The sequence below is a fragment of the Streptomyces sp. NPDC006512 genome (assembly GCF_040611935.1).
Lineage (GTDB): Bacteria > Actinomycetota > Actinomycetes > Streptomycetales > Streptomycetaceae > Streptomyces.
This window is the reverse complement of record NZ_JBEXPG010000002.1, coordinates 233,267-247,651: the sequence shown is the minus strand read 5'-3', so window position 1 is coordinate 247,651 and position 14,385 is coordinate 233,267. Positions and strand designations below refer to the sequence as shown.

The 14,385-nt window shown below is 71.6% G+C and carries 16 protein-coding genes and 4 tRNA genes; 14 read left to right on the top strand and 6 right to left on the bottom strand.

The window, feature by feature from the left end; all coding sequences use genetic code 11:
- Positions 1-114: 114 nt before the first annotated feature.
- On the bottom strand, positions 115-603 hold the full coding sequence (locus ABZZ17_RS02485; protein WP_356871070.1) for a YajQ family cyclic di-GMP-binding protein: 489 nt from the start codon (positions 601-603) through the stop codon (positions 115-117).
- A 202-nt stretch (positions 604-805) separates the two neighbouring features.
- Here ABZZ17_RS02485 and ABZZ17_RS02480 point away from each other — a divergent pair.
- Positions 806-887: transfer RNA gene (locus ABZZ17_RS02480), tRNA-Tyr, on the top strand.
- A 97-nt stretch (positions 888-984) separates the two neighbouring features.
- Here the strand turns inward: ABZZ17_RS02480 and ABZZ17_RS02475 are convergent.
- Positions 985-1,536 carry a hypothetical protein gene (locus ABZZ17_RS02475; protein WP_356871068.1) on the bottom strand — a complete coding sequence of 184 codons (552 nt, stop codon included), beginning with the start codon at positions 1,534-1,536 and terminating at the stop codon, positions 985-987.
- A 61-nt stretch (positions 1,537-1,597) separates the two neighbouring features.
- On the opposite strand from ABZZ17_RS02475, the gene ABZZ17_RS02470 reads away from it, so the two are divergent.
- The gene (locus ABZZ17_RS02470; RefSeq protein WP_356871066.1) at positions 1,598-2,038 is read left to right on the top strand and encodes a DUF3574 domain-containing protein; all 441 of its coding nucleotides are present in this window, start codon (positions 1,598-1,600) and stop codon (positions 2,036-2,038) included.
- A gap of 18 nt (positions 2,039-2,056) precedes the next feature.
- Here the strand turns inward: ABZZ17_RS02470 and ABZZ17_RS02465 are convergent, their stop codons facing one another.
- On the bottom strand, positions 2,057-2,713 hold the full coding sequence (locus tag ABZZ17_RS02465) for an SDR family oxidoreductase (RefSeq protein WP_356871064.1): 657 nt from the start codon (positions 2,711-2,713) through the stop codon (positions 2,057-2,059).
- Between the two features lie 55 nt (positions 2,714-2,768).
- The gene (locus tag ABZZ17_RS02460) at positions 2,769-4,058 is read right to left on the bottom strand and encodes an amidohydrolase family protein (RefSeq protein WP_356871062.1); all 1,290 of its coding nucleotides are present in this window, start codon (positions 4,056-4,058) and stop codon (positions 2,769-2,771) included.
- A gap of 415 nt (positions 4,059-4,473) precedes the next feature.
- Between ABZZ17_RS02460 and ABZZ17_RS02455 the strand changes: the two genes are divergently transcribed.
- The 10 genes from ABZZ17_RS02455 to ABZZ17_RS02410 all read left to right on the top strand — a co-directional run bounded on the left by ABZZ17_RS02455 (position 4,474) and on the right by ABZZ17_RS02410 (position 11,265).
- A tRNA-Thr gene (locus ABZZ17_RS02455) sits at positions 4,474-4,546 on the top strand.
- Between the two features lie 48 nt (positions 4,547-4,594).
- Positions 4,595-4,667, top strand: a tRNA-Met gene (locus ABZZ17_RS02450).
- An 88-nt stretch (positions 4,668-4,755) separates the two neighbouring features.
- Positions 4,756-4,920 carry a 50S ribosomal protein L33 gene (gene rpmG, locus ABZZ17_RS02445; RefSeq protein WP_003956487.1) on the top strand — a complete coding sequence of 55 codons (165 nt, stop codon included), beginning with the start codon at positions 4,756-4,758 and terminating at the stop codon, positions 4,918-4,920.
- 92 nt (positions 4,921-5,012) lie between these two features.
- The gene (locus tag ABZZ17_RS02440; RefSeq protein WP_356871060.1) at positions 5,013-5,465 is read left to right on the top strand and encodes a MaoC family dehydratase N-terminal domain-containing protein; all 453 of its coding nucleotides are present in this window, start codon (positions 5,013-5,015) and stop codon (positions 5,463-5,465) included.
- Position 5,466: 1 nt separating this feature from the next.
- Entirely contained in the window at positions 5,467-5,895 is a 429-nt protein-coding gene (locus tag ABZZ17_RS02435) for a MaoC family dehydratase (protein ID WP_356871058.1), read from the top strand.
- A 1,100-nt stretch (positions 5,896-6,995) separates the two neighbouring features.
- The gene (locus tag ABZZ17_RS02430) at positions 6,996-7,625 is read left to right on the top strand and encodes a TetR/AcrR family transcriptional regulator (RefSeq protein ID WP_356871056.1); all 630 of its coding nucleotides are present in this window, start codon (positions 6,996-6,998) and stop codon (positions 7,623-7,625) included.
- A gap of 172 nt (positions 7,626-7,797) precedes the next feature.
- Positions 7,798-9,213, top strand: coding sequence for a DHA2 family efflux MFS transporter permease subunit (locus tag ABZZ17_RS02425; RefSeq protein ID WP_356871160.1), 1,416 nt, complete (start codon positions 7,798-7,800; stop codon positions 9,211-9,213).
- A gap of 133 nt (positions 9,214-9,346) precedes the next feature.
- On the top strand, positions 9,347-9,745 hold the full coding sequence (locus tag ABZZ17_RS02420; protein ID WP_356871054.1) for a DUF3291 domain-containing protein: 399 nt from the start codon (positions 9,347-9,349) through the stop codon (positions 9,743-9,745).
- A 1-nt stretch (position 9,746) separates the two neighbouring features.
- Complete coding sequence (locus tag ABZZ17_RS02415) at positions 9,747-10,847, top strand: UDP-N-acetylmuramate dehydrogenase (RefSeq protein WP_356871052.1); 1,101 nt, start codon at positions 9,747-9,749, stop codon at positions 10,845-10,847.
- A gap of 1 nt (position 10,848) precedes the next feature.
- Positions 10,849-11,265 carry a hypothetical protein gene (locus tag ABZZ17_RS02410; RefSeq protein WP_356871050.1) on the top strand — a complete coding sequence of 139 codons (417 nt, stop codon included), beginning with the start codon at positions 10,849-10,851 and terminating at the stop codon, positions 11,263-11,265.
- Here ABZZ17_RS02410 and ABZZ17_RS02405 read toward each other — a convergent pair.
- Positions 11,255-12,274, bottom strand: coding sequence for an adenosine deaminase (locus ABZZ17_RS02405; protein WP_356871048.1), 1,020 nt, complete (start codon positions 12,272-12,274; stop codon positions 11,255-11,257). The two genes, ABZZ17_RS02410 and ABZZ17_RS02405, sit on opposite strands and share 11 nt — an antisense overlap.
- Positions 12,275-12,480: 206 nt before the next feature.
- On the bottom strand, positions 12,481-13,707 hold the full coding sequence (locus ABZZ17_RS02400; protein ID WP_356871046.1) for a pyridoxal phosphate-dependent aminotransferase: 1,227 nt from the start codon (positions 13,705-13,707) through the stop codon (positions 12,481-12,483).
- Between the two features lie 191 nt (positions 13,708-13,898).
- On the opposite strand from ABZZ17_RS02400, the gene ABZZ17_RS02395 reads away from it, so the two are divergent.
- Both ABZZ17_RS02395 and secE read left to right on the top strand, forming a co-directional pair.
- A tRNA-Trp gene (locus tag ABZZ17_RS02395) sits at positions 13,899-13,971 on the top strand.
- 105 nt (positions 13,972-14,076) lie between these two features.
- Positions 14,077-14,358: a preprotein translocase subunit SecE gene (secE, locus tag ABZZ17_RS02390; RefSeq protein WP_030298162.1), complete on the top strand. Its 282-nt coding sequence runs from the start codon at positions 14,077-14,079 to the stop codon at positions 14,356-14,358.
- Positions 14,359-14,385 lie beyond the last annotated feature (27 nt).

Here is a 14,385-nt window from a genome sequence, read left to right as displayed (position 1 = left end):
GCGAAGGGCACGACGCGGGCGGCCGCCGGGAGCCTCCCCGGCGATCTGCCCCCGTCGTGCCCTCGGGGTTCACTCAGCGGCGTACGGACGGGCCGAAGCCGCCGGACCCGCCGATCAGCGGTAGTTCACGAACTGGATCGCGAAGTCCAGGTCCTTGCCCTTGAGCAGCGCCTGGACGGCCTGGAGGTCGTCGCGGCTCTTGGAGCTGACGCGCAGCTCCTCGCCCTGGACCTGGGCCTTGATGCCCTTCGGGCCCTCGTCACGGATGATCTTCGCGACCTTCTTGGCGTTCTCCTGGGAGATGCCCTCCTCGATCGTCGCGAAGATCTTGTACTCCTTGCCGGACAGCTGCGGCTCGCCGGCGTCCAGCGCCTTGAGCGAGATCCCGCGCTTGACCAGCTTGGTCTCGAACACGTCGAGGACGGCCTTGACGCGCTCCTCGGAGTTCGCCTCCATCAGGATCTTCTCGCCGGACCAGGCGATCGACGCGCCCGTGCCCTTGAAGTCGTAGCGCTGCGAGAGCTCCTTCGCGGACTGGTTGAGGGCGTTGTCGACCTCCTGCCGCTCGACCTTCGAGACGATGTCGAAACTGGAGTCGGCCATGTGCTGTGGCTCCTTGAAGTCGGCTGTGATGTGCCCCGGAGGGCGCGGCCGGACATCCCCGGCCCGCTCGGCAAAGCCTAGCCACCGCACCCGCGTGGGGCGCTGATCAATCCGGTGGCGGACCACCCCCGCACATCGGGTATTGTTTACGTCGTTGCCGCAGAACAACGCCGCAAGGCGGAGGAACTGGGCGACAACCCATGGCGATGTGCCCGAGTGGCCAATGGGAGCGGACTGTAAATCCGTCGGCTTAGCCTACCCAGGTTCGAATCCTGGCGTCGCCACGCGAGTGGAACCCCCGTTCATCTGCGGAAACGCAGCAGGCGGGGGTTTCTTCGCATATCCCGGGGACACCGGGCCCGCCGGAGGCGGAGGCACCGCTCAGGGCGTGTCGGTCACGGTCAGGTGGTAGGTCGTGTCGACCCAGAAGCCGCTCGCAGCCGCGGCCTCGATCTCCAGCACGAACTGACCCGCCGGGAGCGGCTCCAGAGCGCACCACAGACCCCACGCGGTCCTCGGTATCCCCATGAACTGGAACGTCCCCGACGTGAACTCGCTCACCGTCAGCGGAAGGCTGTTCACCGCCGCCGACGCCCGCGTCACCTCCAGCCGCCAGGGCTTCGTCACCAGCGGCACCGCCGGACGCTGCGTGTTCAGGACCGGGAAGAACAGCCGCCGCCCCGCCGGGACGCTGCACCGCCGCACCACCCGGCCGCCGTAGGTCCCCGCGAGGAACCACAGGTCCTCGGGCTGCCGCCACCCGGCGTACGCCCCCGTGGTGTCGCTGACGGGGCTCCGGTCGAGCGGCGCGGACAGCGCCCACTTCCACCACCGGGCGGCGAGCCGGCCGCCCTCCGCCGCGCTGACCCGCCAGTCCCCGTCACCCATGACCCCGCCCCGGTGCCTCGTACGCCCGCCCCCTGCGGCCGACATCCGGGTGACCCTATCGGGCGCCTCCCGCGCACCGATGGGAGCGTCCGGTCGTTCACCGGCCGTGACATGGACTTCGGACACACGTGGAAAGGTCGGGGGCGGCGTCCTGCTCGCCCTGCTCGGCGCCGGCATCCCGGCGCTGGTGGGGGCCGCGCTGCACACCCCGGTGGGAGAGCCGTACCGGGAGACCCGGCTGTACTTCGGCACGCAGCGCCCCGACGGCCGCGAGCCCGTGACGGAAAAGGAGTTCACGGGCTTCCTCGACCACGAGATCACCCCGGCCTTCCCCGAGGGCCTCACCCTCCAGGACGGCCGCGGCCAGTGGCGCGGCGCGGACGGCACGACCATCCGCGAGACCTCGTACGAGGTGATCCTGCTCTACCCCGAGAAGGAGGCCGAGGAGCGCGGAGTACGCGTCGAAAAGATCCGGCAGGCCTACGAGAAGCAGTTCCAGCAGGACTCCGTCGGACGCTCGGACGACCGGCTGGACGCCGACTTCTGACGCCCGCTCAGCGCCGGCTCAGTTGCCCGCCATGTCCTTGACGGCCACCGACACGGGGGTGGAGCCCGAGATCAGCTCCAGGGTCAGTCCCGCCGTCGCCGGCGTCTCCACCAGCTCGGCCAGCACCGCCGCCACGTCGTCGCGCGGGACGGACCCGCGGCCCGTCCGCGCCTCCAGGCGCACCGCGCCCGTCCCCGCGTCGTCGGTCAGCGAACCGGGCCGCAGGATCGTCCACTCCAGGCCCAGCCGGGTCCGGAGGTACTCGTCGGCCTCGCCCTTCGCCCGCAGGTAGACGTCGAACACCTCGTCGCCCTCGTGCCGCGCGTCCGCCCCCATCGAAGAGACCATCAGGAAGCGCCGCACCCGGGCCCGTTCGGCCGCGTCGGCGAACAGCGTCGCCGCACCGAGGTCCACGGTCTCCTTCCGCCCGACACCGCTGCCGGGACCGGCCCCCGCGGCGAACACCGCGACGTCCGCGCCCTGCAGGATGCCCGCCACGTGCTCGACGGAAGCCGACTCCAGATCGCACAGCACCGGTTCGGCGCCCGCCTCCCTGAGGGCGTCGCCCTGTGCCGGATCGCGGATGATGCCCGCGACCTCGTACCCGCGCGCGGCGAGCAGGCGCTCCAGCCGCAGCGCGATCTGACCGTGTCCACCCGCGATGACGATGCGCATGTCCCGACCGTACGTCGAGCCGGGCTCCGACGCCCGCGAACGCCCGCCGGACGCCTCAGGGACCCGGCTCCGTACGGCCCTGCCGGGGCAGGTCCAGGGCCACCGCGACCGCCGAGTCGCAGTACTCCCGTACGGCACTCGTACGGGCTACGACACGCCCCCGGTGGATCACGATCCGGCTGTACGCCAGCGACAGCACCCCGGCGATCCGGTCCCCACGCACGGCCAGCAGCTCCGCCGGGAACCCCGCCTCCACCCGCACCTCGGGCAGCCCCATCGCCTCCCGGGCGGCGGTACTGACCGTCGCGTAAGCCTCCGGCGCGCGCAGCCCGCCCTGGGAGGCCAGCAGGTACGCCGCTTCCAGCGGGTCCCCCCGCCCGACCGGGTTGCCGGCGTCCCGCAGCGCCCCGCTGCCGGCCGTGACGCGGACCCCGGCCGACCGCAGCAGGCGTACGGGGGCCGTGCGCAGGCCGCGGCGCTCCAGGGCCGCACAGTCGCCCTGGGGCAGGCAGGTCACCCGGACGCCGGCCGCCGCGAGCTGGTCGGAGGCCCGGGCGGCCACGTCCAGCGGGAGCCGCGACAGGCCGCCGCAGGGGCCGATGGTCACCCCGGGGCGCAGCCCTCCGGCCATCGCCGCGAGCCGGGCGAGACGGCCCGGGTCGTCACCGTCCGTGTGCAGGTCCACGGGGCAGCCGTGCTCGGCGGCCAGTTCCAGGACCGCTTCGACGAAGCCCGTCGGATCGGGGTCCAGGTCGGGGCAGCCGCCGATCACCGACGCGCCCATCTTGACGGCGTCGCGCAGCATGGCCAGCCCGTCGGCGCCGGCGGCCCCCGTCAGCAGCCGGGGTACGGCCACCGCCGTCAGGTCGGTGAGCCCCCGCAGCGACCGCCGCGCCTGGAGGACGGCCTCCATGGGACCGAGCCCGTGCACGTCGCCGATCCGTACGTGGGAGCGGACCGCGGTGGCCCCGTGGCCGAGCTGGAGCAGAGCGGCCTCGGTGGCGCGGCGCTGCACCTCGTCGGGCGCGTACGAGACGGGCCCCTCACCGTCGGCGGTCAGGGCGGTGTCCCCGTGGGCGTGCGGTTCGGCGGGGGCGGGGAGCAGCAGGTAGCCGCGCAGGTCGACCCGGGCCAGGGAGGGGGCGGTCAGGCTGCCCGCGGTGCCGACGGCCTGGATCCGGCCGCCGCCGAGCCGCACGTCGACGGTGCGGCCGTCCGTGAGCCGGGCCCCGGCGAGCAGCAGGCCGGACGCCTCGGGCGCGCCCCCGCCGGCGGGGGCGCGGGAGGGGCCTTCGGCCGGGTTCCGCGGGGAGTGGGAGGGCTGCTGCGGCTGGCTGTCGGACATCGCGCTCCTGCGGTGGCTCGGGCGGTTCCTGTGCCGTGGCCGCAGCCCGCGGCCCAAGATCACGCAGCGTGGTCAGAGCCTAGGGCGCGGGACTGCCCGCTTCGCGGAAGAGCGCAATAGTCGTACCGGTGTGGTGCCCGCGCGCCCCGGCGCGGACGACCGCCCCGGCGCGCGACCGGGGGAGGGTGCGGGGGCGGGGCGGGGAGGGGGGCGGGTGACGGCCGCCGGGGCACGTGGTGTGGCCGTGGCGCTGGTGGAGGGGTGGCGCGGTGTGAGCCCGCCCACAAACAGCCCGGAAATCGGACCGGAGGCCACTCGGGCGGTGATCAAGAATCCCTTCCGACCCCGGCCCGAGCCCAGTCCCCGCAAAGGATTTGGGCGATCGGCGGGCAACCGTGTAATGTCTTCATCGCTCGCCCCAATAGCTCAGTCGGTAGAGCGTCTCCATGGTAAGGAGAAGGTCTGCGGTTCGATTCCGCATTGGGGCTCTGGTGAGAGAGGTTCCCCACCCTCGGGTGGGGAACGGATCTCATCAAAGCGGCGTAGCTCAGTCGGTAGAGCAAGCGGCTCATAATCGCTGTGTCACCGGTTCAAGTCCGGTCGCCGCTACACCCAGTAGCCGATTGCGGGGTCGGTCTCCCGATCGGCTACTCTTTTATGCGTTCATCCGTCCCATAGTCCGTCAAGGAGCACTCACGTGGCTGCCACCGACGTCCGCCCGAAGATCACGCTGGCCTGCGTGGAGTGCAAGGAGCGGAACTACATCACCAAGAAGAACCGGCGTAACAACCCGGACCGACTTGAGATGAAGAAGCACTGCCCGCGTTGCAACTCGCACACCGCGCACCGCGAGACCCGCTGATCCTGGCGAAGTCTCGAATATAGGCACCGTCATGAGGTCGTCCCCGTCATTGGGGGGCGGCCTTGTGTCGTTTCAACAGGAGGTAGTGAGCCATGGCCCTTGACCAGACCTTCGTCGGGCGGACCTACCCGCCCACCGAGCCGTACGAGGTCGGCCGGGAGAAGATCCGCGAATTCGCGGTCGCGGTGGGTGACGAGAATCCCGTCTACACCGACCCGGAAGCGGCCAAGGCGCTCGGTCACCCCGACGTGATCGCACCTCCGACCTTTGTGTTTGCCATCACGTTCAGGGCGGCGAACCAGGTCGTCGACGACCCGCAGCTGGGGCTCGACTACAGCCGCGTCGTGCACGGCGACCAGAAGTTCGCGTACGTCCGTCCCGTGCGCGCGGGTGACCGGCTCTCGGTCACGTCGACGATCGAGGCCGTGAAGTCGATGGCGGGCAACGACATCATCGACATCCGCGGCGAGGTCCACGACGCGTCCGGTGAGCACGTGGTGACGGCGTGGACCAAGCTCGTGTCCCGCGCCCCCGAGGAGGCCTGAGATGACTGCCCAGATCCAGTACGCCGACGTCGAGGTCGGCACCGAACTGCCGGCGGCGTCCTTCCCCGTGTCGCGCGCCACGCTCGTCCGCTACGCGGGGGCCTCCGGCGACTTCAACCCGATCCACTGGAACGAGAAGTTCGCCAAGGAGGTCGGACTGCCGGACGTGATCGCGCACGGCATGTTCACCATGGCCGAGGCGATCCGCGTGGTGACCGACTGGGCGGGCGACCCGGGCGCGGTGGTGGAGTACGGAGTCCGCTTCACCAAGCCGGTGGTGGTCCCGAACGACGACAAGGGCGCGCTGATCGAGGTCACCGCGAAGGTCGCCGCCAAGCTGGACGACAACCGCGTACGGGTGGACCTGACGGCGAGGAGCGCGGGCGAGAAGGTCCTCGGCATGTCCCGCGCGGTGGTCAGACTGGCCTGAGGGCGGGCTGGCGGTCGGGGTCGGGGGGCGGCGGGGTTCTAGCTGGTCCGGATCGGGGAGGGTTTGGTGGTTTCCCGTCAGTCTCATCGTCTCTCCGGGGTGGACCGGTCCCTCAAGGGCGCTCCTCCTTCGTCGTCGCGTCGCTTCGCGATGGCCTTCGGCCACCCTTGACCGACCGGCCCACCCCGGAAAGCCGAAGACCGACGGGAACCCCCCAAAAGAACGGTCACGGGGAAGAGGGGGAGGAGCGGCCCCGTCAGGGACGAGACGAGGGGCCGGGGGTCGGTAGGCCGGGCATTCGGCCCCCTCGCGGCCCCTTCCGGGACCGGGCTCCTGGCTTACCCACCCGAAATGACGACCAGATCAGCCTGGCGTGCAGTCAGGCGCATCGGATCGCTACGCGCTCCTCTCGGCTTAGCGTCCGGCGACCGTCTGGGGCTGGACATAGACCGCCCACACGCCCATCCATGGCCCTTGACGTGCGGCTACCGCCCGCCTGTACTCCTGCGGCGACAACCCGCTGGCAGGAAAGACCCCAGACTGCCCATAGGAGTGACCACGGCCGGTCGTCGGCCGCTGAGACGACATCGGGCGCAGATGCCTCCTGCGGCCTATGTCCAGCCCCAGACGGGCCGCTGCCGCTAAGCCGAGAGGAGCGCGTAGCGATCTGATGCGCCTGACTGCTCCGCAGGTCGTTGTGGTCGTCATTTCGGGTGGGTAAGCCTGCAGCCCGGTCCCGGAAGGGGCCGCGAGGGGGCCGTGTGCCCGGTCGGCCGACCCCCGGCCCCTCGTCTCGTCCCTGAGAGACCCGCTCCTCCCCCTCTTCCCCGTGACCGTTCTTTTGGGGGGTTCCCGTCGGTCTTCGGCTTTCCGGGGTGGGGCGGTCGGTCAAGGGTGGCCGAAGGCCATCGCGTAGCGACGCGACCGCAGGGAGCGCCCTTGAGGGACCGGTCCACCCCGGAGAGACGATGAGACTGACGGGAAACCACCAAACCCACCCTGACGCGGACCAGCTAGGACCCCGCCGTCCCACGACCCCGCCAGCGCCAGCACGCCCCCACCCCTTGACCAGGTTAGTGATTGAGCACTAACTTAAGGGCATGGCAAGGATGAGTGCGGAAGAGCGGCGCGAGAGCGTCGTGCGGGCCGCCATGCACGAGTTCGCTCGTGGTGGCTACTACGGGACGTCCACCGAGGCGATCGCCAAGCGCGTCGGTGTCTCGCAGCCGTACCTCTTCCGGCTCTTCCCGAACAAGCAGGCCATCTTCCTCGCGGCCACCACCCGCTGCATGGAGGAGATCAGGCTGGTCTTCGAGGAGGCCGCCAAGGGGCTCAGTGGCGAGGAGGCCCTCGATGCCATGGGGGAGGCGTACGGGCGGCTGATCGCCGAGCAGCCCGACAAGTTGCAGATGCAGCTCCAGGTGTACGTGACCGTGGCCGCCGCCGAGGCGGCGGGGGAGCCGGAGTTCGGCAAGCTGGTCCGTGCCGGCTGGATGGATCTGTGGGACACGGTGTGCGCGCCCCTCGGCGGGGACAACGAGCGGGCCGGTGCCTTCATGGCTCACGGAATGCTGATCAACACCCTCGCGGCCCTCGGATTCCCGTCCGACCACCGGGTCTGGCAAGGGTGCTGGCCCTCCAGCGGTGAGGCCCACGAGGCCCACGAGGCCACCGAGACCACCGAGACCGCCGAGACCACCGGGTCCACCCAAGCCGCCGAGCGCCCGTAACCCCCACCCCACCCCCGCACCGCACACCGCTGCGGTCTGCCCGCGAAAGTTAGTAATCAGTCACTAATACAGCTGATCAGGGGACATCGTGAGCACAGAACCCGTCACCGCACCGGCCGGTGAGCCCGTCCAGGGGTCCGGCCTCCGAGGGCCCGCCGTCTGGGCCCTCGTCATCACCGGGGTCGCCAGCTTCATGGCCGCCCTCGACAACCTCGTCGTCACCACGGCCCTCCCCGCCATCCGCGCCGACCTCGGCGGGAAGCTGGAGGACCTGGAGTGGACGGTGAACGCCTACACGCTGACCTTCGCCGTCCTGCTCATGTTCGGCTCCGCCCTCGGGGACCGCTTCGGCCGCCGCAGGCTCTTCATCGTCGGGCTCGGGATATTCACGGCCGCCTCCGCCGCGGCCGCCCTCTCGCCCGGCATCGACGCCCTCATCGCCGCCCGCGCCGTCCAGGGCGTCGGAGCGGCGATCATGATGCCGCTCACCCTCACCCTGCTCACCGTCGCCGTCCCGGCCGCCCGCAGGGGCATGGCCCTCGGCATCTACGGGGCCGTGACCGGGCTCGCCGTCGCCAGTGGCCCCCTGATCGGGGGCAGCCTCACCGAACACGTCTCCTGGCAGTGGATCTTCTGGCTGAACGTGCCGGTCGGCCTCGCCCTGATCCCCCTCGCCCGGCTGCGCCTCGCCGAGTCCACCGCGCCGGACTCCCGGCTCGACGTCCCCGGCACCCTGCTCATCAGCGGGGGCCTCTTCGGGATCGTCTACGCCCTGGTCAACGCCAATGCCGAAGGCTGGACCAGCGCCCCCGTCCTGACCGGGCTCATCGCCGGCAGCGCGCTCATCGGCGCCTTCGTCCGCCACGGCTTCCGCCACGCGAACCCCGTGCTCCCCATGCGGCTCTTCCGTGACCGCGGGTTCCTCGGCATCAACGTCGCGAGCCTGCTGATGTTCCTGGGGATGTTCGGCTCGATCTTCCTGCTCAGCCAGTTCCTCCAGGGCGTCGCCGGCTACTCGCCCACCGAGGCCGGGCTGCGCATGCTCCCCTGGACCGGCATGCCGATGATCGTCGCCCCGCTCGCCGGGATCCTCTCCGACCGGATCGGCGGGCGGCCCGTCGTCGCCGCCGGGCTGGCGTTCCAGGCCCTCGGGCTCGGCTGGTTCGCGGCGGTCCTGAGCACGGACGTCTCCTACGCCGCCCAGCTGCCGGCCCTGATCCTGAGCGGGATCGGCATGGCCCTCTACTTCGCCCCGGCCGCCAACGTGCTCATGTCCACCGTGCGCCCCGCCGACCAGGGCAAGGCCTCCGGCACCAACAACGCCCTCCGCGAGGTCGGCGGCGCCCTCGGAGTGGCCGTGCTCGCCTCCGTCTTCTCCGCCCAGGGCGGCTACGAGACCCCGCAGGCCTTCACCGACGGGACCGTCCCCGCCCTGTGGATCGGGGCCGTCGCCGTCGCCCTCGCCGCCGGGTTCGCACTGCTCGTGCCGCGCAAGGGCAGCCGCCCGCGGCCCGCGCCGGAGCCCGGGGCCGGGTCCGGGACCGGGTCCGAGGCGGCCGCCGTCCGGAAGGTGCCCGTCTCCGGCTGAGCCCCCCGGCACACCGGTCCCCACCCCACCGGCCCCGCTCGCCGGCCGGGGCCGCGCTCGGGCGCGGCCGGGGGGACCGCAGCACCGCCCGCGCACGAAGTTCCGTACGACTCATCGCGAAGGAGCGCCCGTCATGCCCGACATCCCCTGGTCCACGCCCGTCCAGCCCGCCCCCGACGCCGAGGTCTACGTCATGGCCTCCCGCTTCGAGACCGTCACCCTCCTCGGAGCCTTCAAGTTCTTCCTCAAGGCGCCCGGGATCATCGCGCAGATCCGCAAGGCTCCCGGCGCGCACGGCGTCGCCCTCCGGGCGCGGGTCCTGCGCCGCACCTTCCTCACCCTCTCCGCCTGGGAGGACCGGGACGCCCTCTACCGCTTCGCGGGCAGCGAGCCGCACCGCTCCAGCTCCCGCGCCGCAGCCGCCCACATGAAGGAATCCGAGTTCACCTTCTGGAGCGTGCGCGCCTCGGAACTCCCCCTCACCTGGGCCGAGGCCGAGCGCCGTCTGGCCGAGCGCGAGCAGGCCCACTGAGGTGCCCCGCCGGGATGCGAGGGGGGCGGACCGTACTCTTGTCCACGTGCAGGAACTCCACGACGCCCCCCTCGCCCCGCTGACCACCTTCCGCCTCGGCGGCCCCGCGGCCCGGCTGGTCACCGCGACCACCGACGCCGAGGTCGTCGACGCCGTCCGCGCGGCGGACGCCGCCGGCACTCCGCTGCTGGTCATCGGCGGTGGCAGCAACCTGGTCATCGGCGACGAGGGCTTCGACGGCACCGCCCTGCGCATCGCGACGACCGGGTACGCCCTCGACGGCACCCGCCTGGAACTGGCCGCCGGCGAGAACTGGAGCGACGCCGTCGCCCGTACCGTCGAGGCGGGCCTCGCGGGCATCGAATGCCTCGCCGGCATCCCCGGCTCGGCCGGCGCCACTCCGATCCAGAACGTCGGCGCGTACGGGCAGGAAGTCTGCGACACCATCACCGAGGTCGTCGCCTACGACCGCACCAGCGGCGAAACGGTCACCCTGACCGCCGCCGAGTGCGGCTTCCGGTACCGCAACAGCACCTTCAAGGACCAGCCCGACCGGTACGTCGTCCTGCGCGTGCGCTTCGCCCTGGAGGACGCGGGCGGCCTCTCCGCCCCGATCAAGTACCCCGAGACGGCCCGCGCCCTCGGCGTCGAGGCCGGCGACCGGGTCCCGGCCGCCGCCGCCCGCGAGACCGTCCTGCGGCTGCGCGCGGGCAAGGGCATGGTCCTCGACCCGGCCGACCACGACACCTGGTCGGCCGGCTCCTTCTTCCACAACCCGATCCTGACCGACGAGGCCTACGCCGCCTTCCTCGCCCGCGCCCAGGACCGCCTCGGCCCGGACACCACCCCGCCCGCCTACCCCGCGGGCGAGGGCCGTACGAAGACCAGCGCGGCCTGGCTGATCGACAAGGCCGGCTTCACCAAGGGCTACGGCACCGGCCCCGCCCGGATCTCCACCAAGCACACCCTGGCCCTCACCAACCGCGGCCAGGCCACCACCGAGGACCTCCTCGTCCTGGCCCGCGAGGTCGTCGCGGGCGTCCACGAGGCCTTCGGCGTCACGCTCGTGAACGAGCCGGTGACGGTCGGCGTTCGCATCTGACATGCACTGCCCCCTGCACGGGGCCGGTACGGACCCGACGCGCCTGGTGGGACGCGAGATCTGCAGGGTCGTCGCGTCCTGGCACGTCTGCGAAGGCGAACGCTCCGAGGCGCCGCTCGACGTGTGGCTGATCGACAGCGTCGGCGACTCCACGCGGATCACCACCGGGTCGGACCACTGCCTCATCGTCGAGTCCGCCGCCCCCCACGAGCCCTACGACATGGGGGAGTGGGGCCGCGTCGAGGTCGGTGAGGACCTCGGCGAGCACCCGTTCCTGCGCCACGTCGGCCAGACCATCGCCTCGGTCGCCGAGTTCGCGCTGCCCGCACGGGGCCGCACCCACCTGGAGATCGGCTTCCCGGGCGGCCACCGGGTGCGCGCCGACTGCTACGAGGGGGACCTGCGGCTCACCCGCTGAGCCAGTGGTCGATCCCGTCCAGCAGCTTGGCCTGTACGTCGTCCGGCGCCGCCGAACCGCGGACCGACTGGCGGGCCAGTTCGGCCAGCTCCGCGTCCGTGAACCCGTGGTGGCGGCGGGCGATCTCGTACTGGGCCGCGAGCCGGGACCCGAAGAGCAGCGGGTCGTCCGCGCCCAGGGCCAGCGGTACGCCGGCCTCGAAGAGGGTGCGCAGCGGGACGTCCTCGGGCCGCTCGTACACGCCGAGGGCCACGTTGGAGGCGGGGCAGACCTCGCAGGTGATCTGGCGGTCGGCGAGCCGCTTGAGCAGCCGCGGGTCCTCGGCGGCCCGTACGCCGTGGCCGATGCGGGAGGCGTGGAGGTCGTCGAGGCAGTCGCGGACGGAGGACGGGCCGCTGAGTTCGCCGCCGTGCGGGGCCGCGAGGAGGCCGCCGTCGCGGGCGATGGCGAAGGCCCGGTCGAAGTCGCGGGCCATGCCGCGGCGTTCGTCGTTGGAGAGCCCGAAGCCGACGATGCCTCGGTCGGCGTAGCGGACGGCGAGGCGGGCGAGGGTGCGGGCGTCGAGGGGGTGCTTCATGCGGTTGGCGGCGATGACGACCCGCATGCCGAGCCCGGTCTCCCGGGAGGCCGCGTCCACGGCGTCGAGGATGATCTCGACGGCGGGGATCATGCCGCCCAGCAGGGGTGCGTAGGAGGTGGGGTCGACCTGGATCTCCAGCCAGCCGCTGCCGTCGCGGACGTCCTCCTCGGCGGCCTCGCGGACCAGCCGGCGGATGTCGTCGGGCTCGCGCAGGCAGGACCGGGCGGTGTCGTAGAGCCGCTGGAAGCGGAACCAGCCCCGTTCGTCGGTGGCCCGCAGCTTGGGGGGCTCGCCGCCGGTCAGGGCCTCGGGCAGCCGGACGCCGTACTTGTCGGCGAGTTCCAGCAGGGTCGACGGTCGCATCGACCCGGTGAAGTGCAGGTGGAGGTGGGCTTTCGGCAGAAGCGTGAGATCGCGTACGTGCTCCATCTGGTGATCCTGCCGTACTCGTCACCCGATCGGCAGCCGCTTTCCCTGAACGGGACCTTGCCCGAACGTAAATATGAGCTGTCGGAGGCGCGGGGCCGTGACGGGCGCGGGGCCGTGAAACGCCCGAGCGGCGGCTCCCGGGTGGGGAACCGCCGCTCAGGGGTGCCGGAGCTGCCGGAGGACCCGGAGCTGCCGGAGGGCTAGGACTAGGCCTTGGCCTCGGCGAGGAGCTTCTGGAGCCGGGACACGCCCTCGACCAGGTCCTCGTCGCCCAGTGCGTACGACAGGCGGAGGTAGCCGGGGGTGCCGAAGGCCTCGCCGGGGACGACCGCGACCTCGGCCTCGTCCAGGATCAGCGCGGCGAGCTCGACCGAGGTCTGCGGGCGCTTGCCGCGGATCTCCTTGCCGAGCAGGTCCTTGACCGACGGGTACGCGTAGAACGCGCCCTCGGGGGTGGGGCAGAAGACGCCCTCGATCTCGTTCAGCATCCGCACGATGGTCTGGCGGCGGCGGTCGAAGGCGGTGCGCATCTCGTGGACGGCGTCCAGGTTGCCGGAGACGGCGGCGAGCGCCGCGACCTGGGCCACGTTGGAGACGTTGGAGGTGGCGTGCGACTGGAGGTTGGTCGCGGCCTTGACGACGTCCTTCGGGCCGACGATCCAGCCCACGCGCCAGCCGGTCATCGCGTACGTCTTGGCGACGCCGTTGACGACGATGCACTTGTCGGCGAGCTCGGGGACGATCGCCGGGAGCGAGACGAACTTGGCGTCGCCGTAGACCAGGTGCTCGTAGATCTCGTCGGTCAGGACCCACAGGCCCTTGTCCGCGGCCCAGCGGCCGATGGCCTCGGCGTCGGCCTCGCTGTAGACGGCGCCGGTCGGGTTGGACGGGGAGACGAAGAGGACGACCTTGGTGCGCTCGGTGCGCGCCGCCTCCAGCTGCTCGACGGAGACCCGGTAGCCGGTGGTCTCGTCGGCGACGACCTCGACCGGGACGCCGCCCGCGAGGCGGATCGACTCCGGGTAGGTGGTCCAGTACGGGGCCGGGACGATGACCTCGTCACCCGGGTCGAGGATGGCCGCGAACGCCTCGTAGATGGCCTGCTTGCCGCCGTTGGTCACCAGGACCTGGGACGCGTCCACCTTGTAGCCGGAGTCGCGCAGCGTCTTCGCGGCGATGGCGGCCTTCAGCTCGGGCAGGCCGCCGGCCGGCGTGTAGCGGTGGTACTTCGGGTTGCGGCAGGCCTCGACCGCGGCCTCGACGATGTAGTCCGGGGTCGGGAAGTCGGGCTCGCCCGCACCGAAGCCGATCACCGGACGCCCGGCGGCCTTGAGGGCCTTGGCCTTGGCGTCGACGGCGAGGGTGGCGGACTCGGAAATGGCGCCGATACGGGCGGACACCCGGCGCTCGGAGGAAGGCGTTGCAGAGGTCATGCGGCCAATCGTCCCAGACGGTCCAGAAGGCCCGCACACCGTTTCAGGTACCGGACGGAGCACATCCGGATCTCTTCTGTTCGACGTCAGGGCCTGGACCACGTACACTCACCTGTCGTTGGTCCTCACCAGCCGCCCAGAGCGCGAGCACTCCGTGCACTCGCTCGGATGCGGTAGGTTGGGGAACGCAAAGGGTCGTAGCTCAATTGGTAGAGCACTGGTCTCCAAAACCAGCGGTTGGGGGTTCGAGTCCCTCCGGCCCTGCTTCACACTCCTTCTCGGATGTGTGCGCAGGTACGTACTTCGATGCAACGCCGTGCGGCGCAACCGGGCGCGGCTACGGCCACGACCCGGATTCAGGTGAGAGACATGACGGACGCCCTGGGCTCCATCGACATGCCTGACGCCGAGGACGACACTCGCGAGAAGAAGGCCCGCAAGGGCGGCAAGCGCGGCAAGAAGGGCCCTCTCGGCCGGCTCGCGCTGTTCTACCGCCAGATCGTCGCGGAGCTCCGCAAGGTCGTCTGGCCCACCCGAAACCAGCTCACGACGTACACCACCGTGGTGATTGTCTTCGTCGTCATCATGATCGGTCTGGTGACCGTGATTGACTATGGGTTCCAGGAAGCCATCAAGTTCGTCTTCGGCTGATCCCCGCGGAGGGCGGCGCCTTGATGG